This is a genomic window from Undibacterium sp. Ji83W, assembly GCF_049340385.1.
Lineage (GTDB): Bacteria > Pseudomonadota > Gammaproteobacteria > Burkholderiales > Burkholderiaceae_D > Undibacterium.
In genome coordinates this window covers 1-21,833 of sequence record NZ_JBMPOZ010000027.1, presented here as the reverse complement: position 1 = coordinate 21,833, position 21,833 = coordinate 1, and the positions used below count along the sequence as shown (strand labels likewise).

The 21,833-nt window shown below is 50.0% G+C and carries 22 protein-coding genes; 15 read left to right on the top strand and 7 right to left on the bottom strand.

The window, feature by feature from the left end; genetic code table 11:
• Nucleotides 1-825: a cupin-like domain-containing protein gene (locus tag ACO0LD_RS28345; RefSeq protein ID WP_423012299.1), complete on the top strand. Its 825-nt coding sequence runs from the start codon at nt 1-3 to the stop codon at nt 823-825.
• 191 nt (nt 826-1,016) lie between these two features.
• Here ACO0LD_RS28345 and ACO0LD_RS28340 read toward each other — a convergent pair whose 3' ends face one another.
• Nucleotides 1,017-1,709, bottom strand: coding sequence for a S24 family peptidase (locus ACO0LD_RS28340; protein WP_423012297.1), 693 nt, complete (start codon nt 1,707-1,709; stop codon nt 1,017-1,019).
• A gap of 1,238 nt (nt 1,710-2,947) precedes the next feature.
• On the opposite strand from ACO0LD_RS28340, the gene ACO0LD_RS28335 reads away from it, so the two are divergent.
• The 6 genes from ACO0LD_RS28335 to ACO0LD_RS28310 all read left to right on the top strand — a co-directional run bounded on the left by ACO0LD_RS28335 (nt 2,948) and on the right by ACO0LD_RS28310 (nt 8,768).
• Nucleotides 2,948-3,799, top strand: coding sequence for a hypothetical protein (locus ACO0LD_RS28335; RefSeq protein ID WP_423012295.1), 852 nt, complete (start codon nt 2,948-2,950; stop codon nt 3,797-3,799).
• Complete coding sequence (locus tag ACO0LD_RS28330; protein WP_423012293.1) at nt 3,786-4,574, top strand: ATP-binding protein; 789 nt, start codon at nt 3,786-3,788, stop codon at nt 4,572-4,574. The genes ACO0LD_RS28335 and ACO0LD_RS28330 overlap by 14 nt, the downstream gene beginning before the upstream one ends.
• A 345-nt stretch (nt 4,575-4,919) precedes the next feature.
• On the top strand, nt 4,920-5,345 hold the full coding sequence (locus ACO0LD_RS28325; protein ID WP_423012291.1) for a hypothetical protein: 426 nt from the start codon (nt 4,920-4,922) through the stop codon (nt 5,343-5,345).
• A 441-nt stretch (nt 5,346-5,786) separates the two neighbouring features.
• Nucleotides 5,787-7,547 (top strand): hypothetical protein, encoded by a 1,761-nt coding sequence (locus tag ACO0LD_RS28320; protein ID WP_423012290.1) that lies wholly within the window; start codon nt 5,787-5,789, stop codon nt 7,545-7,547.
• Nucleotides 7,548-7,738: 191 nt separating this feature from the next.
• On the top strand, nt 7,739-8,170 hold the full coding sequence (locus ACO0LD_RS28315; protein WP_423012288.1) for a hypothetical protein: 432 nt from the start codon (nt 7,739-7,741) through the stop codon (nt 8,168-8,170).
• 358 nt (nt 8,171-8,528) lie between these two features.
• Entirely contained in the window at nt 8,529-8,768 is a 240-nt protein-coding gene (locus ACO0LD_RS28310) for a hypothetical protein (protein ID WP_423012287.1), read from the top strand.
• 143 nt (nt 8,769-8,911) lie between these two features.
• Here the strand turns inward: ACO0LD_RS28310 and ACO0LD_RS28305 are convergent, their stop codons facing one another.
• Nucleotides 8,912-9,625, bottom strand: coding sequence for a GNAT family N-acetyltransferase (locus ACO0LD_RS28305; protein WP_423012285.1), 714 nt, complete (start codon nt 9,623-9,625; stop codon nt 8,912-8,914).
• A gap of 245 nt (nt 9,626-9,870) precedes the next feature.
• On the opposite strand from ACO0LD_RS28305, the gene ACO0LD_RS28300 reads away from it, so the two are divergent.
• From ACO0LD_RS28300 to ACO0LD_RS28280, 5 genes are all read left to right on the top strand, one after another.
• Nucleotides 9,871-10,512 (top strand): hypothetical protein, encoded by a 642-nt coding sequence (locus ACO0LD_RS28300; protein WP_423012283.1) that lies wholly within the window; start codon nt 9,871-9,873, stop codon nt 10,510-10,512.
• Nucleotides 10,513-10,690: 178 nt separating this feature from the next.
• A complete protein-coding gene (locus tag ACO0LD_RS28295) occupies nt 10,691-10,993 on the top strand; it encodes a hypothetical protein (protein ID WP_423012281.1) in 303 nt (100 codons plus the stop codon).
• A gap of 88 nt (nt 10,994-11,081) precedes the next feature.
• Nucleotides 11,082-11,342 carry a hypothetical protein gene (locus ACO0LD_RS28290; protein WP_423012279.1) on the top strand — a complete coding sequence of 87 codons (261 nt, stop codon included), beginning with the start codon at nt 11,082-11,084 and terminating at the stop codon, nt 11,340-11,342.
• A 758-nt stretch (nt 11,343-12,100) separates the two neighbouring features.
• Nucleotides 12,101-12,454 (top strand): hypothetical protein, encoded by a 354-nt coding sequence (locus tag ACO0LD_RS28285; protein WP_423012277.1) that lies wholly within the window; start codon nt 12,101-12,103, stop codon nt 12,452-12,454.
• A 140-nt stretch (nt 12,455-12,594) separates the two neighbouring features.
• Entirely contained in the window at nt 12,595-12,885 is a 291-nt protein-coding gene (locus ACO0LD_RS28280) for a hypothetical protein (RefSeq protein WP_423012275.1), read from the top strand.
• Nucleotides 12,886-13,493: 608 nt separating this feature from the next.
• Here ACO0LD_RS28280 and ACO0LD_RS28275 read toward each other — a convergent pair.
• Both ACO0LD_RS28275 and ACO0LD_RS28270 read right to left on the bottom strand, forming a co-directional pair.
• Nucleotides 13,494-13,802, bottom strand: coding sequence for a DUF4399 domain-containing protein (locus ACO0LD_RS28275; RefSeq protein ID WP_423012273.1), 309 nt, complete (start codon nt 13,800-13,802; stop codon nt 13,494-13,496).
• A gap of 392 nt (nt 13,803-14,194) precedes the next feature.
• Nucleotides 14,195-14,731 carry a hemerythrin domain-containing protein gene (locus tag ACO0LD_RS28270; RefSeq protein ID WP_423012271.1) on the bottom strand — a complete coding sequence of 179 codons (537 nt, stop codon included), beginning with the start codon at nt 14,729-14,731 and terminating at the stop codon, nt 14,195-14,197.
• A 338-nt stretch (nt 14,732-15,069) separates the two neighbouring features.
• On the opposite strand from ACO0LD_RS28270, the gene ACO0LD_RS28265 reads away from it, so the two are divergent.
• A complete protein-coding gene (locus tag ACO0LD_RS28265; RefSeq protein WP_423012270.1) occupies nt 15,070-15,483 on the top strand; it encodes a CopG family transcriptional regulator in 414 nt (137 codons plus the stop codon).
• 65 nt (nt 15,484-15,548) lie between these two features.
• The gene (locus ACO0LD_RS28260) at nt 15,549-16,844 is read left to right on the top strand and encodes an alpha/beta hydrolase family esterase (protein ID WP_423012268.1); all 1,296 of its coding nucleotides are present in this window, start codon (nt 15,549-15,551) and stop codon (nt 16,842-16,844) included.
• Nucleotides 16,845-16,958: 114 nt separating this feature from the next.
• Here the strand turns inward: ACO0LD_RS28260 and ACO0LD_RS28255 are convergent, their stop codons facing one another.
• Entirely contained in the window at nt 16,959-19,064 is a 2,106-nt protein-coding gene (locus tag ACO0LD_RS28255; RefSeq protein WP_423012266.1) for a catalase, read from the bottom strand.
• Nucleotides 19,065-19,653: 589 nt separating this feature from the next.
• On the opposite strand from ACO0LD_RS28255, the gene ACO0LD_RS28250 reads away from it, so the two are divergent.
• Complete coding sequence (locus ACO0LD_RS28250) at nt 19,654-20,208, top strand: hypothetical protein (RefSeq protein WP_423012264.1); 555 nt, start codon at nt 19,654-19,656, stop codon at nt 20,206-20,208.
• 59 nt (nt 20,209-20,267) lie between these two features.
• On the opposite strand, the gene ACO0LD_RS28245 is transcribed toward ACO0LD_RS28250, so the two are convergent.
• Both ACO0LD_RS28245 and ACO0LD_RS28240 read right to left on the bottom strand, forming a co-directional pair.
• Nucleotides 20,268-20,627 (bottom strand): hypothetical protein, encoded by a 360-nt coding sequence (locus ACO0LD_RS28245; RefSeq protein WP_423012262.1) that lies wholly within the window; start codon nt 20,625-20,627, stop codon nt 20,268-20,270.
• A gap of 239 nt (nt 20,628-20,866) precedes the next feature.
• Nucleotides 20,867-21,346 carry a hypothetical protein gene (locus ACO0LD_RS28240; RefSeq protein WP_423012260.1) on the bottom strand — a complete coding sequence of 160 codons (480 nt, stop codon included), beginning with the start codon at nt 21,344-21,346 and terminating at the stop codon, nt 20,867-20,869.
• Between the last annotated feature and the right edge of the window lie 487 nt (nt 21,347-21,833).

Here is a 21,833-nt window from a genome sequence, read left to right as displayed (position 1 = left end):
GTGGGTGCACATTTTCAGGGGCTGGCACCGGCAGCGTTTCCGGGCATGCAGCGATTGCGCCATCGTGCAGGGCCATCCGTATTCAAAGGCTTGGCGGCGCATTGGCCAGCGGTACAACACTGGCGTTTTGGCAAACTCGCCAGGCTTGCCCCCGATATGCAAATAAAGCTGGTGGCAGGCAACCGCGAGCGGGGCCACACCTGTTTCATCGAGTCCACCTTAGGCTCTTATCTTGCATTGCTGGAAGAAGGCCATGAACAGGGGAATCAAGCGGATCAAGCCCTCTACCTGAAAGAATTTGACCTGCTTGACACCATTCCTGCATTGCGGCAAGACCTGCGACACGCCGATCTCTTTGTGCCGGGCAGCACATTTTCATTGCAAAGCTGGATAGGCCCGGCCCATGCACGTACCGGCTTACACTACGATTATCTCGACAACCTGGCAGTGCAAATCGTCGGCAGAAAACGCTTTTACCTGGTACGTGCGGGTACCGTAGAGCGTATGCATGCAGTGGCCAGCAAATACGATTCCTGGGCCAGATTGGCCTCCTGCACCGCGCAAGAGCTTGCTGCAAATGCCAACGCAAACGCGGAGGCGGAGGGCGATTTCTTTGTCGTCGATCTGGAGCCAGGCGATGTCTTGCATGTGCCAGCAGGCTGGTGGCATGAGGTGCTGAACCTGACTCCCAGCATCCTGTTTGGCGGATTCCATGGGCCACGCACACAAGTGTCAGCGCGCTGGGCCTGGGTACAATCACGCGATCTGCTGCACCGCCTTGGCTGGCTTGGCCACGGCAACTGCACTTGCCATCCAGCCCCTTGACACAGCCAGCATTGGCATCCATTGCCCGCCTCATCTCACCCTATTTATGAAATGAGCTCTAGGTAAATCAACATCAATTGAGGAGCAATTAAGTCAAAACAATTTACGAAAATTGCCTATTGAGCATCCTATTGTCAATGCTAATTTTCAACAGAAATCCTATATATATACCGTGCTTTCAACGTCATCTATTAACCACCTTGCCTGTAAACAAAGCGCCCAATGATCTTCAGCAAGCCCACATTCTCAGGCGTGATGCGTTCATCAGGATAAGTGCGCTTGTCGGGGTTACGGCTTTCCAGCACCCAGGTGCCGTCGATTTCGCGGCGCAGTTGCTTGATGCGCAGCCCGTCTGGATGCTGGATGGCAAAGATCTTGCCGCTTTGCGGTTCAGTCTTGGTCTGGTCGATGATGACCATGTCGCCATCGACGATAAAGTCTGCCATGGAGCTGCCGTCTGCATAGATCGCGGCCAGGTTTTCTGCCTTGACGCCATATTTCTTGAAGAAGCCGACTTCTTTAATCAGCTGGCCCTTGGGTTCGGCATCTTCATTATGCGCGCCGCCGCCGCATGAACCTTTGGCCGCATAGTAATTAATAGCAGCAATGCCAATATGCTCATCATTGGCAGCGGCGGGCTGGCTGGTTTCATAGCCGCGCAAATCCTTGCTGCGCAAGTCTGACAGGCTGACATTAAAGAACTTGGCAATCGGCGCCAGCGACGATGTGCGCGGGTCCTTGGTGATGCCCTCGACGATACGAAAGATCGTCGCCTGCGGCACCCTGACTTCATCAGGGAACATTTTTTCCAGGGCAGTTGCCAACGAAGTCGGGTTCATGCCCGACTTATCCATGAGGTATTTGATATTAGTTTTCGCGTCCATGACCGCATTATGCGTTATCGCATAAAAAATGCCAAGAACAATACGAAAAAAACTTGGATGGCAATACGAAAGTGTATATAATTGAGTTTGTGGGGATGAGCTCGTTTACTTTAATCAGGTATTCATCTGGTAATGAAAAGAGGCCTTCTACCCACATATCCTACAACCTTAAACATACTAGCCGTTCGCCTGCCTTGATCTATTACCGCGCGAATGCTGTTTAACCATCTACTTACCCGCCGGGATTCCCCGGCTGCCATCAGCCGCCTTTTGTTCTGGCGATCCGGCTGATTATTTTGTCGCGCTTTTAGCGACCGAAGCCCCGCATGCATGGGGCATAAATTTGACGATGAAGACCTCTCAGCGCAGAGGCACTAAGAAACAGAGAGACACGGAGAAAAGCGAAGTGTTGGAAAAACGAGAGTGTTGGCAAGTGCGTAGGTTGGGCTACGGGGTATCAGCCCAACACTCGACCTTTGTTAAACGAGTACGTTATTTCAAAGCCGAGTGTTGGGCTGGTAAAGCGTAGCCTAGCGAAGCCCGGCCCAACCTACAGAATCTGCCCTCTCGGCTTTTCTCTGTGCCCCTCTGCGTCTCTGTGGTGTAGCAGGGGTTTCGTGCGGCCCGCGTAGGGCGGCATGCCGCGCGCCTGTGAAACGAGCAGCTCTTGCAAGAGCTGCTTCCTTTCTCTGTGTTGAGAGGTCTTCCGGTTTTATACAACCGCACCATTAATAACGCTGCCCAGGCAGCCACACTACGACAACATGACAATACAAAAAGACATCCTGCGTCAGGTGTCCGCTTGCGCACGCCCTATGGAGCAAGCCTGCGGAACAGATCAAGTATCAATACACGTATTAACACAAACAAGGGCTTGCCCATGCTGAGTCAGTCACCCGCAACAACCGACTGGCAGCATCTGGACAACCGGGTGATTTCCCCCACCCACACCATCACGCCCCGTCGTTTATGCAAAGGCCCGCGCTGCCGTCACGGGCGTGGACAAATGCGGTCGATACGGCAGTTTTGCAATGCGCAGAATCAGCCTGTGTATACGTATTGCAAATTATGTCGTGGTGGGTAGTAAAAAAGACCTCTCACCACAGAGACACAGAGTCACAGAGAGAATCGATAGAGAGATAAAGAGATTAAAAAATTTTCTTACTAATGAACTCTCTTTGCATATCACTGTACCTCCGTATTGCCAAATCTAATAAGTACTAAAAAGGAATTTCTAAATGCCCCGCGCAAGAAATATCAAACCCGATTTTTTCAAGAATGATGAATTGAGCGAGATACCGCCACTTGGTCGCCTGCTATTCATTGGTCTGTGGACAATCGCAGATCGTTCAGGGCGTCTTGAAAATCGTCCTAAAAGAATCAAGGGCGATCTCTTCACTTATGAAGAGTGTGATGTCGTCAGCTTGCTGGCCGCACTGCATAAGCGGGGCTTTATCCAGTTGTACACCGTCGATCGCGTCAAGTATATCCAGATCTGCAAATTTAATGAGCACCAGAATCCACATATGAATGAAGGCGACAGCGAACTTCCGGCGCCACCTCCACGTCGTAAAAGTAAAAAAAACCTCAGCACCAGAGTCGCACCAGAGTGCTCTGATACTACTCCTGCTGATTCCTATAACCTGATTCCTGATTCCTTAAATACTATATCCCCTGCAAAAGCTGCGCCTTGCAGTGATAGCGATTTGAAGAAAACCACGGCCAGCAAATCAAAAAAATTAAGCAGCGCAGACGAGAAAAAAGAAGAATTCGAAACCGCCTGGCAAGCCTACCCACGTCGACCCGGTGCCAGCAAAAAAGAAGCCTGGCAAGCCTGGCTGGCACGACGGCGTGATGGTGTCGATGCAGCCCTCATGGTCGATGGTGTCAAGCGCTATGCCGCCTACATCATCGCCAGCGGGCAGGCACCCAAATTCGTCAAGCACGCCGCCACCTTCTTTGGCCCCTACGAGCACTACAAGGCCGACTGGAGCATGCCTGCCGATCACGCGCCACCTGCCAGCAGCAAGAACACGGGGTTTGCCAACACCAACTACGCACAAGGGATAGCCCAGGATGGTTCATTCTGAAACCAGCAGTTTTGTCCGCGTCGGCGGCATGCAGCTTAGCAGCCAGCAGCAACACTGCGCGCAGCACGGTGGCTACACCGCCTACTCGCACAAGCCCGGCATCTGGTCTGCCTGCGAGCAATGCCAGCAAGCCAGCGACGCACAGCAACGCCAGGCCAGCATCCGGCAACAGCGGCAAGCGCAACAAGCCGCACTGTGGCAAAAACGCCTGGGCCGTGCCGCCATACCGGCACGCTTTGCAGAACGCAGCCTGCAAAATTATCGCCCGACCTGTGCTGCCGCAGAGCAGGCATTGCGCACTTGCCAAAGCTATGCACAAGAGTTTGATGCGGTCTTGAAGACAGGTCGCAGCCTGATTTTTTGCGGTAGCGTAGGCACAGGCAAAACTCATCTCGCCGTGGGCATTGCCAGGCACATCATGGATGCAGGCAAACAGGCTGTGATGAGTTCCGTTTTAAAAGCAGTACGCCGCATCAAAGAAAGCTACCGCCGCGACAGCCCTCACACCGAGGCGGAACTGATACAGGAATTTGTCCAGCCAGATTTGCTGATACTCGACGAAGTCGGTGTCCAGTTTGGCAGCGAGACAGAAAAAATGCTGTTGTTCGACATCATCAACGGCCGCTACGAAGTCATGAAACCCAGCATCCTCATCAGCAACCTGGGTCTGGCAGAACTTGAACACTACATCGGCACTCGCGCCATGGACAGGCTACGCGAAGGCGGCGGCAAGGCCGTGGTGTTTGATTGGGAATCGTACCGGCGGGTGGTTTAGTTATTGAACAAAACCTCTCAACACAGAGGCACAGAGGCATAGAGGGTTCACAGAGAAAAGCAAAGAGGTTGAGAAAGTGAAGCGTTGGTAGATGCGTAGGTTGGGCCGGGCCTCGCTAGGCTACGTCTCACCAGCCCAACACTCGGCCTTTAATAAACGATTGCGTTGTTTTTAAGCCGAGTGTTGGGTACGGGCCCGGCCCAACCTACGCGTCCCAGCAGAATACGGTTTAGGCCTTTCTCTGTGCCCCTCTGTGACCCCTCTGTGTCTCTGTGTTGAGAGGTTTTAAAGTTTTAAAAATACGCAAGCAACACCTCTACAGCCCATGCACAACAAGGAGCAAGCATGAACGCACGTCAGAATTTTGCACACACAGTCACAAAAAACAATGACCCACAAAAGGAACAAAAAGACCTGCTGACCTATTGGCTGGACCAATGGGCCATGTGGATGAACAACAACCACGCAGAAATCGCCCGCGACACCGGCATCGGTGGCGGCATCATCGGCAAGAACGCCCTCAGCAATTATTGCGTTGCTGCCGACGATTGCCACGCCGTCTGGGATATGGAAAGAGAGAAAAAAGTCAAAGAGATAGACTGCCTCATCAACGACCTGCGCCTCGAACAACCCTGGACCTACTGGGCCATCTGCAAACACCTGGGGCTGATGAATTTCTGGAAGTATCCCAAGCTAGACCCGCAAGAAGCCTTCCTCAACGCGCTCGATGAACTGCAATACCTGGTGGAAGAACGCAAGCTGGTCTTGTAAGCCCGGCACAATAAACCACGCGCCCTACACATGGCCGTACTGTGCAGGGTGCGCCATGCGCATCGTTTTTCACGCATTATTTTGCAATTTCCCACATCAAAACCCGGTGCGCACGGCGCACCCTACAGGTTAACAAACATCGCCGTACACGGCGCACCTTACAAGTCAACAAACATTGCCGTATCAAGCTCGTGATGCAGAAGAGGAATTTCTGTAGGGGCGGCTTTAGCCGCGAATGCTTGTAAGGGCCGCAAGCTTCGCGGCTAAAGCCGCCCCTACAGGAAGCAATTGCCATAGCGCAAAGTGCATTGCCATGAGCAACATGGCGTTTTACCTGTGCTGCAGCAACAACTAAGCAACAACTAAGCAACAACTAAGCAACAACTAAGGCACAAGGCAACAAGCCTTCACCCCCATTCAAAAAACACATAAGGAGTAAACATGCCAAACAGAAGCAGCATACGCGGCCGCGACGGCCTGTACTACCGCGTCCCCGATCTTGACGAGCTTGACGGCTACGATAATTTCAATCCGCCGGCTTACGGTAAAGACCTGGCAGACGAACTGCAATTGTCCGACTTCGACCCCAATATCCGCCTCTTGCAATCCGACACTGCCAGGAGCAGAGGCAACTTCGATACAGACAGCGACAGGCCGCAAGTATCCGATGTCATGGGCGGCATGAGCACACGTTTCATACCAGCAGGGATGGACTTCAGATATGCTGCAGAAAATGGCAATTTTTCTGCAGCAATGGCTGACACCAGTGGTTACGCACCTGAAAATCTTCAAACAAGCACACCGGTACGAGGTTTGCTGTCGCGCGTCATGCCTGGTAATGATGAAGACGGAGGTGAAATATCTGTCACTCCACTGGCCCGTCGCTTTGAAAACGACGCTTACTATACTTCTGCTCCGGATGCCTATGGAAATGCGATTACTGAGGCAGAGAAAACCAAGCGAAGCACTCGTTCCGCGCCATCAGATTCATCCGGATCTGGCTGGGCCGCCCCGCAAACCAGCAGTGCCAGGCTGGCTGATTATGCCGCACAAACGTACGGGCGCGCAGCAGGCTGTTCGACCATTGACGAATGCAAGCGTTTCAGCGACCAGCTTCGCACACATGCAGACACCTATAACAGTGGATATTCGGCCCTCAAGGACAGCGATCAAAAAGCAGCGGCGGACGAGTATTTGCGCATGGCAACGATCGCTACGCGCGCAGCAGATTTGACAGAATCCAGGGCGACCTATTTAGCACGCCCACCAAAGAGTGTTGTACCCAGTGTATTCGATCCAGATACTCACCAGGGATCAAGTTATGGTTCCAGCGGCTATCCTGTCCTGGATGGATTTCGGCAATACAGAGATGGAGTTACCGGTGCAGGAGTCGCTTACATTTCACCCGCTGCAATCAGCCCATGGAGTAGCCCATTGATACAGGATGATCCGGGAACAAAAGATTATCTGGCAGGTGTCGATTACCGCACTTTGCGTTTTCTCTTTACCGGGGGCGCCCAGCTTGCAACTGACGGCGTATTAGGTGCTGCATTCAGTTCACTGCCTAGAACCGGATCTTATACAATGAGAGGTCCAAGGACGGCAGGTGAAAAATATTTCACTACCACTGAAAAATTGCCGCATGACTGGGTGAACAGGTTAGATGAAATTCGCGTATTGCCTAATCAAGAGAATGCAGAAAGTATGGCGGATAGCGCAGCGAAATATGCAGCAAAAGAACCTAAATATAAAGCCACAGAAGGAATGGCCGGAGTCAACATTGATAATGAGGGCAAAGTAACCATAAATTATAGCAAAAAGCCACATAAAAAATTAAATTTGCCGCCTGAAGAAAATCCATACGTGCGTTATCTCATCGAACAAAACAATGCAAATCCCGAGACCAGGGGATTTGGTGGGAGGTGTGCAGAACCAAAGATCTATGCAAATCTCTTGAATAATGGTGTACAGCCTGGAGGTTACATGGGGGCCGCACAAATCCACGATCCATTAGGTCGCATCAGAGCTGCTTGCCCAAATTGCGGCTCACTCAACAGATATTTCGGGGTAGGTTACAGGGACGGGGAATTGGGAGTAGTTCCCCCAAGAAAATCTCAGGATCCATTGAGGCTGATCAGAAACGTGTGCCCCAATTGTGGATCGTCTGACGGGAACTCCGGTACAACTGACAGAGACCAGTAACTGGAGAAATTTCCGTCAAGGGCAATAAAATTTTCTGTTCGCCATGATTGCTTTTGGTGCTCATCTATTTCGGATGTCGATATGCAAGCATTCCGACGTCCGGAAAAACTTATACAATATAGACAGCCAATTCAAAAAGCTGGGCAATGGCAGTGCAGTAAGCCCCACATTTCACTGACAAGGAGAAATAAATGAACAAAGATAATTCAGAATCACAAGACACTAGAGCAGGCTTGATAGATCACCCGCTTGTTGGTCAATACGTACAAAATATCAAATCCAATTCTTGGTTTGCCCAGACGCCTGTTGGCAATCACAACTATCCGATTGATATAGGCGCCCCTGGTAAAGCGCCGACAGCTGTGCAAATCGACAGCATGATCAAATTGCTTGCGCACCTCCCTGACATCATTGCTTCTTCCAACTTGCCTGAGGCACCAACCAATGAATGGATGATAAAGCACCCTGATTATCGGCTAGTCAACGCACGAATTTCTGTTTTGTATTTGTACGAAGATGGCAGCTTTTATGTCTGTCTTAATGCCTATCCTGAAGATGACTGGTCCCCTACATTTGAAATCTTTCCCGATTTCAAAGTTAAAGAAGCCGCGTGGGACGTATAAGCAAAAGAGATTGGCGTTATACCGGATTTGGTTCAAGGGAGCAGGAATTGAGAGTAGCCTGCGTAGATACAATTCAGTACTTTTGTAACGGCTCCCAGGAGAGGAGCTGCAACGCAGCTGGCGCGGTTTTGCGTAAGTCCTCATATACTATCCACACCCGCGAACCCTATCCTGTGAGCAGCTCTCGAACGGGAAATTGATGCCATCAAAAAAGAAGCACATGACTGTCCAAGGAATAAAACCCCTGATCGCGATGTTCGCATTGGCCATCTGTACAAACACAGCTGCAGCCGCGCCGCCGTTGCCGCTCCAGTCTGGACAATATACGTTCAAGCACAGATTTGCAGAACAACCCAACATGCCCAGCCTGGTGCTGACTGCCAAAATTCGCGGCCATCATATTGTCTTGATCAACCGGCGCGCATCGGAAGTTTTTCCCAAAGGGGTCATTGCCGAGGGCACGCTGATGTGGCATGCAGCATCGAAACAATGGATCATAGGCACCAGCAAGGCCGACCGCTATGCCAGGGATGTTGGTGGCTGTAGCGATGGCCCCGATGTTGTTGATTTGCGTAAAAGGATTTACTGGACCTGTTAAGCGGATAGCAAGGTGCGGCTATAGCACTCCATTTAGCACACCATTTTTGCAATGATGCTTCCACTAAAGATCGCAAAAAACCGGTGCGAACGGCGCACTCTTGGGTCTGGAGGTGCCGCCTTTCCCCAGCACCTGTAATAGTTTCAGACAGGTGCCTGGATGACGGCGGTGCTGTACAGTGAATGCAATTCCCAACCCAGGCTGGCATACAGTGCCCGGCCCTGGGGTGTCGCCACTAGTGCACCGTCCTTGATGCCGCGTTCTGTGGCGATGGCTTCCAGTTGTTTCATGAGCACACGTCCCAGGCCGCGTCGCTGGTGTGGCGCTTGCGTTTCTATGCTGTCATAGATGGCGAGCCCATCGACGAATACGATGCGCCCGGAGGCGGCCACTTCACCATCTGTCGTCAGCACCCGCACCATTGATATGGACTGCGCCAGTGTGATATCGAGTTGATATTCCGCTGGCAAATCCGGCGCTTCTGGCATGCTGGCCGCCAGCGTCATCATATAACCGGGGCGCTGTATGATCCAGTGGGCAGGCAGTATGGCCTGTAGTGCCGCAGCGGACGCGCAGATTTTCAAGAAAATCCAGGGTTCGCTGATGGTGTGGGCCAGCTCTGCGATGTCTGGCAACAAGCCAGGGAAGACATGACGCGCCTTTTGCTCAGGCCAGCCTACATCTACACGCCAGCCACCATGCGCAGCGACAGGCTGGGCGGTGTCTCGTGCCAGCGCCCAGCCCTTGAGCCAGCGCCCTACCAAATCAGGGTCTGCCTGCAGCAAAACTGCATGCTCATCTTCTGGATAATTTGCATACTGATTGCGCTGCTGTTGTGCATCGAGATGTGCGCTCATTGAAGTCGTCCCTGAGTGTGTGTTGGCTGCTTTATTATACCCAGCTTGCCTTGCTGATGTGGCGGCAAACCAGATGTGGCCTGGACATGAGGACGAGGGCGTAGTTTGATGCAGCGCCGGTGCGCCGCCTGTGATCATCGCATCCTTGGAAAAAAGAGACGCATTATCCACGTCTCTTATAAGCCGCCTGTCTTCCACGCTTGGTGCTCAGCTATAATGTTGAAAAAACCACTCAAGTACTCATTATGCGCCTCATCAATATCACCAGTATACTCATCTCATTGATCATTTTCGCCAGCGGCCCAGCATGGTCAGCAGAGTTTAGCAAAAAAGAAAAAGAAGCGTTGTTTGGCCCCAATAGCGAACTCATCACCACTTGTCAGCGTGAGATACAGGCATTGGAAAAAACCTTGTTTGCGCCTGACAAATTTCCGCCCCAGATGGCGCAATTATTGAAATGGACTTCCGGTATGATCGATCCATCTGAATATTGCACTTGTGTTGTTGATCGCGTCAGCACCAAACTGACCCCGGATATGCTAAAAAATATATCTCAAGAAGATGGCAGGGCTATGGGCAGACTTGCGGGACAGGAGTGTGTGCTGGCAAAAATGCAGTCACAGACATCCGGCTTTTGTGCTGCCCTCATGAGTGACGTCATATCGATCAGCCCACCAGGTGCATGGGATGAAAAAAAAATGCCCGAAGTCTGTAGCTGCATGCAAGACCGTTTTAATAAATTGACCCCGCCCACATTTGACAAATTCTTTAAGTTCACCCCCGTTGACTACAGCGCATACATCAACTCTGGATTATCGCCGGACACCGATACTCTCAATGGCAGCCTGATACAGTGCGGGTTTTTAAAAATGAAAAAACCTCAGTAAGCTGCCTGGTAGTGTTCCCACCAACTCTGTTTTGAAAGCTAATAAATTGAAATTCTTATACACACTGATTTTGTTCATGGCTTCGGGCTTTGCTTGCGCTGGTGACCTGGAAAAAATCACAGGTAAATATAATTATGAGCAATACCGGCTCACTATGGCCAACGGCAAGACTTTGTCCATGAGTGATATCGGTGCAAAGAGCATAACCATAGAAGTGAAGAAAGATTCGACCATCTCAATGAAGATGTTCATGATCGATGGAAGAATCATTGCATCGGATGCGCTCATCAAAGAAATCAAGGTCAGTGGTAATAAAGGGTACTGGATTGCACAGTGGCCAGAGATGAACTACCCAGTCAAAAAGGTTTTTTCATTCAATGGTAGCCAGCTTGAATACGACATCAAATTTGAAAACGCACAGGATCTGTCACGGTATGGCATGCATGAACATGCTGTTCTGAGAAAAGCAAATGCTTCCTGATGCTGCTTAATTGTTGTATCGAGCATATATCCATCTACGGTTGCTCTTGACTCACCCAATCCTTAACCTGGAATAAAAGGCACTTGCCATGGATGTACTGAACAGTGACAACAGCTCTTCGAAAAAATCACCTGTCCAGTTCGTATTGCTCGTGATTTCGATAGTTTGCCTGGGGTGGTCCTTGTATTATTCCTTTGAGTTTTCACCCTCAAGTGACCGGCCTTTTCGTTTAACTGCCTTTATACTGTTGTGGCTCAAGGAAATCATATTGCTGGCCCTCGGCTTGATCGTGCTTATTTTCTGGCTTGTAGACTTTGCCGTCAAACTCACCGGACTATCAAAAAAATGAACGCACAGGCGCTTTCAATCCGACCATGAAAATTGAATATTTCAGATATTGATAGCTAGTAGAGTGCGGCGTGCGCACCATTTTTCGCCAATATATTTCAGACGCTCATATCGGAAAAACCGGTGCGCACGGCGCACCCTACAGGCCAACAAATACTGGCAAATCATCGCCGTAACGTGAGACGCATTGCATTGTGCCGTATGTGATCACCGCATTCCTAGGTCAAATATTTTTGCCGTACACGACGTTGACATGCGGCGCAATATATTGCGCCCTACGTCACGGCTACGTTCAATGAGTACTGTTTGCTGTGATTGGAAGAGGTGTCTTCTCTAAAAACAAAACGACGCCATGCAGTTAGTGGGCTGTAACAGTGAAAAGCGAAGTGCTTGCCATGTGCGCGGCGGCCATGGCTGCGTTGCAAATACTCGCGATAGCCTCGCTATCGCTGTGTTTTGCGCCTTGCCCTGTCTCGCCGGGCACATGTCCTTCACTTACGCTTTTCACTGTTACAGCCCACTGCAGGCGTCGTTTTTTTATGTTCCTACGCGCGTAACGCACTGGACTGGCATCCGGTTGACAAGCTAAGCCCCGTTTAGAACAACAACACTAAGTCCCCTGTTCTGTGGTTTTTTGCGTCAACGCAATGTATCCGAGCGGCGTTTTTGGCTTACGTAGCGTGACTACTGAATGTAAAACGAAGCGCAAAACGAAATGCGAAACCAAGCAAGCAACCCAAACATAAAGAGGGAAATATCATGAACAAACTGATCACCGCCATCATCGCTTCTACAGTTGTTATGGGTAGCGCATTTGCACAGACACCAGCAAGCGCATCTGCTTCTGCCAGCACAGCAGCCAAGCCTGCAACAGCCGCAGCAGCAGCCAGCGTCGCCAAATCTGCACCGGCAACCAAGCATGTTGCAGCTTCTGCCTCTGCTGCTGCCTCAACTCCTGCATCTACTCCAGCTCCGGTAGCTGCAGCACCAGCGCCAGCAGCAGATAAAGCGGCCAAGCATGAAAAACATGACAAGCACGCCAGCAAAGATGCGAAAAAAATGGAATTGAAACCAGCATCTGCTTCCGCTGCTGCCAGCGCAGCATCGAAATAAGTTTCAGTTATCAGTATCAAGCAGCATTAAGTAGCATCAAGCAGCATCAAGAATTTGCGTCACCTATCCATACTGGCAGCATGCGCTGCCAGTAAAAAAACGAACAAGCACATCGCTCACATCATTTAAGGAATATCACCATGAACAAGCTCATTACCGCCCTGATCGCTTCCACAGTCTTGATGGGTAGCGCATTTGCAACCACGCCTACTGCACCGGCAAAAGCTGCATCTGCTTCTGCTCCAGTGGCCGTAGCATCTGCATCAGCCTCTGCAGTTACCAGCACTCCAGCACCGGTACCAGAAGTAAAAGCTGAGGCCAAGCCAGCGACAGAGAAAAAAGTCAAGCATGTGAAACATGCCAAGAAGGACAAGAAAGCGGACGATGCCAAGGCGGCAGCACCAGCCTCAGCCCCAGCAGCATCGAAGTAAGCCGCTAAGCCTGCACCCGGGTTGGCTGTAACAGCCACTTGGGATGCAACTGAAGAGATCGACGTGCCTTCCATCTGGATCGCACGTCGATTTTTTTGGGTTTTTTAGACTGAAAATAGCGTGCTTGCACGGTCTATTCCAGTGATTGCCCTCCGTAATCAGATGGATTCCTGCCTGCGCACACTGCTGTCCGGAATAATTATCTTGACTAGTTCGGAGCATCAAGTTCGAAAAGCGTCCAGGCGATTTTCTACGTCGAAGACTTAATTCTGCAATTGAATAATTTTGCCAGCGATCATGCTTGAAGCTCCTTCCCCTTCAAGGGGAAGGTTGGGATGGGGATGGGTTTCCGACGTAATTACATTTATCGTTAATCAACCGAAACCCATCCCCACCCTAACCCTCCCCTTGAAAGGGAGGGAATTTACTCGTTATTGTTTGTCCGGGACATTATTCCGGACAGCAGTGTGCCTGCGCAGGAATGACGGGTGTGAGGCGATCCGCTTTGCCGGAATTACCTGGTCATCATTGCAGACAGGGTCTCAGCAAAGTATTGCCCAGGGATAGCGCACGCGCCAGTCAGGCACACATGCCATCCAGTTGTTGATTTATCCCTTACTTGGCAGCACCTCAATAACGACCTCTTTGCTGGCAATGTAGTAAGGCACATGCTGGTGGTTGGCGAACATCAGGCGCAGTTTGTGTTTGCCGGGCGGCAGGTTGAGCACGGTCTCGGTTTCGCCTTTGCCAAAATGCTTGTAATGCTGATGCTGGAATTCTTCTGCACTATCAAAGGGAATAGGCTTCTTGATGTCTTGCGGCAGGTCCAGGTCAATCAGGATATGGTGATGACCCGTGCCATCGATATTGCCCGCCTGCACGGGCGCGACACCCATGCCAGAAACAGAAAATGCCACCCTGGAAGGAAATACATCTTATTCTACATCGTCCGGCTGCATGCAGTATTGCCTTGCCGGTTGATGAGCAGGGAGAGCCGATGTCCATTATCATCTCAGTAGTGAATGGGTAGTCGGTAGATACGATCAGTCGGTAGGTACGATTAGCGTAGCGTAATCGTACGCATGTCAATTACCGGTTATTACTTTTTAAAGCAAGCTTACCCAAAATTTGATGGTAAAAGCATCCTTCTTTTAGTGGGCAAAGACAAGGTAATTTCATGTGTTTCTGTTTTTTTCTGGCCAAGGCATATGTACGATTACGCTGCGCCAATCGCACCTACGGGACTATAAAAACGTAAGGACACTGGGCCAGAAAATTTTTCCCGACCCAAGGTACCCGATTACATCATTTACTGCAGGGACGGCAGACTAATTTCGTCTTTGCGCTCCTGTATCGCCTCTCCCAGCGACACCAGATCAAGTTTCGCTTTTTTTGCCTTGGGAAACATCTCTCCTTCTTCTTCCCGTACATGGTGCTCAATTTGTTCGGACAAGACTTTGACCTTGGCATCATAGAGATCATCTTCTGGTTCCATTGCCAAAATTTGCGCAATCAGTTCTTTGGCTGCGGCATGTTCGACAGTGGCTTCGTCCATCAAGTCCTTGACATCCTCACCAGCTTCGCGCATGGCGGTATAGAGAATCTCTTCTTCGGCTATGGTGTGCTTGGTCAGTTCCAGGCAGATCTGGTGGGCGATTTTTTTCTTGCTGACTAAAGCGGTATCGCCCAGGCTCTCAAATTTAGCAAATAATGCTTTTACATTTTTATGGTCTTGCTTGAGCAGGCTGATCGCATCTGGCGTTTTAGCACCTTTGGTTTTTTTAGGGAGAGCAACGGCAGGGATGTTTGCAGGTTTGGTTTTTGCCGCAGGGGTTGCAGTGCGCATGATGAGTCCTTTATGTCATTGATGAGAGAAGCTTCAATAAGTACCTGCCTATCGCCATCGCAGCCTGGAAATAACATCCAGCGGGCAGCCTTGCCTTGTTCTAAAACATACGCTGCAAACTCAGGCGAGCAGTAAGTTCATCATAAAACCTGCCTCTGCAAATACGGGTAAGCCTGTGCGCTGATGCCATGTAGGAGAAAAAGCAGAAATTCTTGCAAAAGCCTTGCAACGGCAATTAATGCTTTACTTTGATCAATCTGTTGATATACTCCATAAAACATCCAAATAACATCCATTTGCCATCCATATGGATGGTAATGTTAAAATAAAGGCATGATATGAATGTCACTGACATACGGGCCAAGGCTAGCGATACAGAAAAAATCACCATCAATCTTGGCCTTGTCGATCTTGGTCAGGTTGACTTGCTGGTGCAGGAAGGTTTCTACTCAAACCGTACCGACCTGATACGCACAGCGATACGTAACCAGTTGCTGACGCATGCTGAAGTCATACGCCAGACCGTGATACGCAAGAGCCTGGTGCTGGGTCTGCAGCATTACACGCGGGCTGATCTTGAAGCCGTGCGGGATGCAGGGCAGCGTTTGCAGATACAGGTCCTGGGTATGGCCAGCATAGCGGCTGATGTCAGCCCTGAGCTAGCGCTTGCCAGTATCGAATCTATTTCTGTCCTGGGTGCATTCCAGGCCAGTAGCGCGGTAAAAACTGCGCTGGCTGAACGAATTCTTTGAAGCATATTCAGTCTCAAATGCGCTCTCAAATTCAGTTTCAAGCGCACCAACAATGAAAGTACAACATGAATTTTAATCAAGACTGGCTGGCCCGCATGCGTATTGCAGGGCAATCCTGGCGCGATGCCCAGGCGTTTGCCGTGCCAGTGACTGGCAGTATTAATCCAGATCATTTGCAGAAATTGACAGCGGTCACAGAACTGATACAACGTACCCTGAACGATCATTTACCGGGGATGGCAAAAACAGCTACCCATGCAGACGCTGGTCACGCAAGACCAGGCGATGCGAGTCGGGAACAGGCTCTGCATGACATCAACCCGCCACCTGACAAGAAACGTGATGAGCAGGCACGGGGCCAGGTTCTGCATCAGGCAGATGTCATTGATGCTGAAACTGCGGTTGAAACTGCGACCGAAACCGTTGCAGAAACTCCAGAACCCAGCAAAGCGGATAAAAGCAATGCTGGCCGCTTCATTAGCGGCAGCTATGCCAATGCACATGGCAAGCGTGGCTATAAACTGTATATTCCCTCCAGCTATGCTGGTGATACTGGCATAGCCGGGCAGGCTTTGCCGCTGATCGTCATGCTGCATGGCTGTACCCAAGGGCCAGATGATTTTGCCACCGGCACAGGTATGAACCTGATCGCAGAGCAACAGCAATGCATCGTCGTCTATCCCGCTCAGGAGCAGGGTGCAAACACGTCGAAATGCTGGAACTGGTTCAAGGCTATGGATCAAAAACGCGACCAGGGCGAACCTTCGCTGATTGCTGGCATCACCCGTGAGATCATGGCTAGTTACCATATCGACGATAGCCGTGTGTTTATCGCTGGCATGTCTGCTGGTGGTGCAATGGCGGCCATCATGGCAGATGTCTATCCTGAGCTGTATGCCGCAGTTGGCATTCATTCAGGTTTGCCATTTGGTGCAGCGAACGATTTACCTTCGGCACTGGCGGCCATGCGTGGAGCGTCAAGCCAGATTAACACGCCCGCTACAGGTGCAGGTGCTGCGATACCCATCATCGTCTTCCATGGCGATCAGGATCACACAGTCAATAGCAAGAATGGCGACCGCATCATGACGCGTTATCTAGACCATAGCCAGTCAAAAACATTGAAGGCGGAAAAAGAAAGCGGCAGCGGAAAACTTGGCCGCCGCTACACCCGCACGCGCTTTGCTGAACATGCAACATCCCAGTCAGCCCGTGCAGAACAATGGCTTATACACGGCGCTGGTCACGCATGGTCTGGTGGAAATAGCCAGGGCAGTTACACCGATGCATCAGGGCCAGATGCCAGCCGCGAAATGTTGCGCTTCTTCCTCTCGCAAGTGAGCAACACCAGGCCTGGCTGATAAAATTATCAGCATGAGCAAAGTCCCTTACTCGATGAGACCAGAGGGGATAAGAAAAAGCCTTATGCACGGTGAGTTGCATAAGGCCTAATCCACTACATAGTATCTACCCCTTTAAAGCGGTGGACGCACAAATTTTTCACGAGTCCACAGGCGTGTTTTTGCTGCCGCTACAAAGTCTTTCAACTTACCAGTGGAGATGACCGCATCATCTTTATTAATGCCCGCAGCATTCAACAGTACTTCGCCGCCCGCATCATAAGCAATCGCTTTCAGGTGACTAAATGCATCCCTGACAAAGTCGCAGGCTGCCATGTCACCTTCCAGTTTTTTTGCCGATTCGTCAGTGAGAACAAGAACGATGGCATCAAATATCACCGACGGGCTTCCTGCCAGTTGACCATCGACCTTGGCTTCTGTGCCATCGGACAAATGTATGCCATTGATACGCGGTGCAATGATCTTGCACTTGGCACCGGCGCTGGCCACGGCAGCTTTTACTTTTTCCAGTGTCTTGGCATCTGAGCCTTCGGCAATGAGTACACCGACCACACGGCCTGCCAGGGTGTCCTTCATTTTATCGATCAAGCGCAAGGCTGGTGATACAGGCAAATCCTGCACTGTTACCATGGTGGCAGGTGCCGCGGGTAACTCCTTGATGCCCAGGCCATGGGCCAGGCGTTGCGCCAGCTTTTCGTCGATATGCCGCATATGACCGACCATCGCCAAACGTATATGCGGATGCTCGACTTTTGACAGTTCAAAGACCAGTGCCGCGACTATATGCGCTTGCTCGGTTTCGTTCTGACTGGCAAAAAATTGGCGTGCCTGGCTGTAATGATCGGCAAAACTTTCAGGACGTATCCTGCCTTTGTCACCAGCTACAGGCTCTGCCATGCTGTGAAAACCTGTTGCAGGCTGCTCGCGCGGCGCATCCTTTGCCAGGGTATTTGGCTCATACGCAACCCTGCCGGTAGGGCGCGCCATTTGCATGTGGCCATCACGCTGGTGATTGGCAAACGGGCACTTTGGTGCATTGACAGGAAGTTGATGAAAATTAGGTGAACCCAGCCTCGATAACTGCGTATCCAGATAAGAAAATAAACGCCCCTGCAACAAAGGATCATTCGAGAAATCAATACCGGGAACGAGATGCGATGGGCAAAACGCCACTTGCTCAGTCTCGGCAAAGAAGTTATCTGGCCACCTGTCCAGCACCATGCGCCCTATGACAGTCAGTGGCACCAGCTCTTCGGGGATGAGCTTGGTGGCATCCAGATGATCAAACGGGAATTGATCTGCTTCTTCCTGCGTAAACAACTGCACCGCCAGCTCCCATTCCGGGAAGTCGCCTGCAGTAATGGCTTCAAAAAAATCACGCCTGTGGAAGTCCGGGTCGGCACCGGCAATTTTTACTGTCTCATCCCAAATGGTCGATTGCAAACCTGCTTTTGGACGCCAGTGGAATTTCACAAAGGTGGCTTCACCTTTCTTATTGATCAGGCGGAAAGTATGCACGCCAAAGCCTTCTATCATGCGCAATGATCTTGGCAGCGTGCGGTCTGACATGATCCACATCACCATATTCATTGCTTCTGGCGTCAATGAAATAAAATCCCAGAAAGTATCATGTGCAGTTGCCGCTTGCGGGAAGCCACGATCAGGCTCCATTTTGACGGCATGTACAAGATCAGGAAATTTAATCGCATCCTGGATAAAGAAAACCGGAATGTTATTGCCAACCAGATCCCAGTTACCTTCAGACGTATATAATTTGACGGCAAAGCCACGCACATCGCGCGGTGTATCGACAGAGCCAGAACCACCGGCTACTGTGGAAATACGGGTAAATAGCGGTGTTTTCTGACCCACTTCAGTCAGGACTTTCGCGGTGGTATATTTCTCCAGCGAATGGGTCAGTTCAAAATACCCATGCGCACCAGTCCCACGCGCATGCACGATACGCTCAGGTATGCGTTCATGATCGAAATGGGTAATTTTCTCTCTTAAGATGAAGTCTTCCAGCAGAGTTGGTCCCTTGACGCTTGTCTTCAGGGAATTTTGATCATCTGCAATGACGACGCCCTGGTTCGTGGTCAGTTCCGGATGATTTTTTCCGGCAATCTGATGCAACTCACCGCCGTTTCCTACGGAAGTTGTGGTCAGATTTTTTGTTTCTTTGAGGTCGGCTTTGGCTTTGCTTGTATTGGTTTTAGGCATGATAGGCACTCTACTTAAGATCGATTTTGACGTCATGAAAATCAAGCATTATTCAAGTATTATTCAGATAGATGCTTGATCTTTGCTACGTTGACGATAGACCAAAATGCCGTAATTATTTGTACGGAAGCGCACATTAAATAGAGAATAAATTACCAGAAGACTTTCGCCGGTGAATGGACGTGGTCTTGAATTTGTAGTGACCTCGGGGCGGGTGATACATTTCGGCAAATTTTCGCTTATGACTACGCCCGCTGGCTCTGGATGGAAATTTAAAATGGAGTCTCAACGATTGGTCTGGAAAGATTTCTCGTTCCTGCTTTAAGGGCAATTGGTACTGTTATTCCCGTCAAACCAAATGCAAACTTGTATGCTTGCAATACAGGCATCGGTATACCAGGTGCACCGGCCATTCTTGATTCTTGAAGGCCCACATGTAATGAATGTTCACGTGGCAGGACTTGGGTGTTCATTTCAGGTGAAATCAAATTTGCTATAATTGCGCCTTTTTTTCCTTGGCTGGCACAGGGCTAACAGCATCATGCACAATACAACTTCCTCCTTCTCTATCATCGCTGCAAGCAGATACATGCTGGCAGTAGCGATAGCACTTATCTTGTCCGCCTGCGTGACTTTGCGTCCAGTACTCCCTCGTGGTGAAAGGCCAAACCCGGATACTGGATATCTTGCCGGTATCTTTCAAATCCAGGGTAAGGACGATTTCGCTTTTGGTATCACTAACGTCAACGGCGGTGAAGAGCTCATTTTTCCGTTTGCTAATCCAGCCGTTACCCAAATAGATAAAAAAACAGGTAGAGAAGTGCCGGAACAGGTCACCATGATTCATCTTCCTGCGGGCAAATATCGCCTGACCAGCTGGTTGGCATATGGCCCCGGGACAAAGAAACAAACCGCCAGAAAAGACCTGCCAGCCGACAACCAGAATCGTGAATTCGTGGTAACCAAGGGGAGGATGACTTACTTGGGTAAATTTTCCGCCTCCGGCTGGCGTTCTGCCTATAGAGGAGATTTTAGAATTTCCCCCCAAAGAACTAATCAGCAAGAACTGGAAAACCTGCTTAAGGTAGCATATCCTTTCTTCTCTATGGACATAGTCGATCCACTTCCAGGTTCACTGTATTGATGCCTTGGAGCGTAGGTAAGTTTAGCGTGGCGCTAATCGTATCTACGAGCGCCTGCTACCTAAGCTGCAGGATTAGCCGCCTCGTAATAGCGACGCATGCCAGGCAGATGAAACAGGCAGGCATAGATGCAGAGCGAAGTGAGCAAGGTTTGTACAGCCTGCTCCCCAACGTTCAGGCCTTCTTGCTCCATCCAAGTCGATGGATTTAAGGCCAACGTCAACAATAATGCAGGCTCCAAGAATACCAAAACCCAGCGTGCCCAGGGTTTGCGTGCAGCCAAACCCCATGAACCCGCCGCCCCCATCGCTAAAAAAAATGCAATCACTACACCTGTGCCGCTAGTCCAAAGCTCACGGTAAGTCATTTCCTGGCCATTCACCTCACAGTTAAACACGGGCAGTAGCACTAACAGTAGCATCAGCGGACACACCACCATCCCTCCATTACAAAAAACGCGTATCACGAATGGAAGTTCCATCATGTTCTTGATAAGGTGTGCAAGCTTGGATTTCATCAGTTTCGCAGGGCAGGGTAATTTAATTGATTGGCAAGCGCTATCATTCTATCTCAAGCTGCTTCAAAGCCAATGGTTCATTGATTGAACGAGTAGCTATTTGGGCTCGTGACAAGCAAATGCACCAAACAGAAATAATCAGCTCAATTTAAAAATTTGGTGACAACTGCAAAAAGAACAAAGAATAATCCCAGCAGCAGTAATACCTGCGCCACCAAAACCAAAAGGAATCCGACGCTAAAAAATAGGCAAAGCACTGCCAATATTGCGATGGTAATGTGAGTAATTTTGTCCTGATGTTCAGCTTCGTATGCGTTCCATTTTCTAAGGTGGAGGAAATCCTCTCTTCGCATAGTCTTGCGTCTGATACGCCATAAGGTCTTTGCATACATGCTGATGAAGATAAGCAGTATCACCAAGGCGGCCACTATGCTGATGATGAGCTGATGAACAGATATCCGCAGTGACATGAAATGAAAAGAAGCGCCCACGGCCAGGCTCAAAAAAAGAAATAGTAATCCTAGATAGAATGGTTTGAATTTTTTATACGCATCCTCATTGTGATGGATAAGATCCAGTTGCTGCAATTCAAGTGCGGCATCCTTGTCAAAATTGGGTGACATATTCTGCAGGTGTTTTCAGTATGTAGGTAAGCTTGGTTTTAACGTGAGGCAATGCTAAGGGCTGAGGGCGTAGGTAAGATTAGCGCAGCGTAATCGTACGCATGTCAGCCGTAAAATCTATTGTGATTTAAAATCATCGCAGCTTCAATGAAGATAAAAATGGTGTCGCATGCCAATTACTGTTTGCTATTTTCAAGCTCTGACTTGTTCAAGAAAATTCATCATAAAAATCAGATTCTTTCAGTTGTTCAAGGTACGGCAATTTCATGCGTCACTGACTATTGTCAGACACATCATGCGTACGATTACGCTGCGCTTGTATGGTTATAAGTGACGATTTCTGGGAAACTAGAAAGCGTCGGGGTGGAGGGACAACGCTGCGCATCTGCAGTTTTCACTGACAGACTCGATTAGAACTCTCCCACCCCACCTCTTCAACGTCGATGAGGAATCCAGCGGTCAATAGGCCTGCCAACCAATACCGCCG

Coding starts and splice junctions, on each gene's coding strand:
- ACO0LD_RS28340 (WP_423012297.1), bottom strand. CDS start 1,709: ATGGACGCGAAAACTAATATCAAATACCTCATGGATAAGTCGGGCATG.
- ACO0LD_RS28335 (WP_423012295.1), top strand. CDS start 2,948: ATGCCCCGCGCAAGAAATATCAAACCCGATTTTTTCAAGAATGATGAA.
- ACO0LD_RS28330 (WP_423012293.1), top strand. CDS start 3,786: ATGGTTCATTCTGAAACCAGCAGTTTTGTCCGCGTCGGCGGCATGCAG.
- ACO0LD_RS28325 (WP_423012291.1), top strand. CDS start 4,920: ATGAACGCACGTCAGAATTTTGCACACACAGTCACAAAAAACAATGAC.
- ACO0LD_RS28320 (WP_423012290.1), top strand. CDS start 5,787: ATGCCAAACAGAAGCAGCATACGCGGCCGCGACGGCCTGTACTACCGC.
- ACO0LD_RS28315 (WP_423012288.1), top strand. CDS start 7,739: ATGAACAAAGATAATTCAGAATCACAAGACACTAGAGCAGGCTTGATA.
- ACO0LD_RS28310 (WP_423012287.1), top strand. CDS start 8,529: ATGCCCAGCCTGGTGCTGACTGCCAAAATTCGCGGCCATCATATTGTC.
- ACO0LD_RS28305 (WP_423012285.1), bottom strand. CDS start 9,625: ATGAGCGCACATCTCGATGCACAACAGCAGCGCAATCAGTATGCAAAT.
- ACO0LD_RS28300 (WP_423012283.1), top strand. CDS start 9,871: ATGCGCCTCATCAATATCACCAGTATACTCATCTCATTGATCATTTTC.
- ACO0LD_RS28295 (WP_423012281.1), top strand. CDS start 10,691: ATGAGTGATATCGGTGCAAAGAGCATAACCATAGAAGTGAAGAAAGAT.
- ACO0LD_RS28290 (WP_423012279.1), top strand. CDS start 11,082: ATGGATGTACTGAACAGTGACAACAGCTCTTCGAAAAAATCACCTGTC.
- ACO0LD_RS28285 (WP_423012277.1), top strand. CDS start 12,101: ATGAACAAACTGATCACCGCCATCATCGCTTCTACAGTTGTTATGGGT.
- ACO0LD_RS28280 (WP_423012275.1), top strand. CDS start 12,595: ATGAACAAGCTCATTACCGCCCTGATCGCTTCCACAGTCTTGATGGGT.
- ACO0LD_RS28270 (WP_423012271.1), bottom strand. CDS start 14,731: ATGCGCACTGCAACCCCTGCGGCAAAAACCAAACCTGCAAACATCCCT.
- ACO0LD_RS28265 (WP_423012270.1), top strand. CDS start 15,070: ATGAATGTCACTGACATACGGGCCAAGGCTAGCGATACAGAAAAAATC.
- ACO0LD_RS28260 (WP_423012268.1), top strand. CDS start 15,549: ATGAATTTTAATCAAGACTGGCTGGCCCGCATGCGTATTGCAGGGCAA.
- ACO0LD_RS28255 (WP_423012266.1), bottom strand. CDS start 19,064: ATGCCTAAAACCAATACAAGCAAAGCCAAAGCCGACCTCAAAGAAACA.
- ACO0LD_RS28250 (WP_423012264.1), top strand. CDS start 19,654: ATGCTGGCAGTAGCGATAGCACTTATCTTGTCCGCCTGCGTGACTTTG.
- ACO0LD_RS28245 (WP_423012262.1), bottom strand. CDS start 20,627: ATGCTACTGTTAGTGCTACTGCCCGTGTTTAACTGTGAGGTGAATGGC.
- ACO0LD_RS28240 (WP_423012260.1), bottom strand. CDS start 21,346: ATGTCACCCAATTTTGACAAGGATGCCGCACTTGAATTGCAGCAACTG.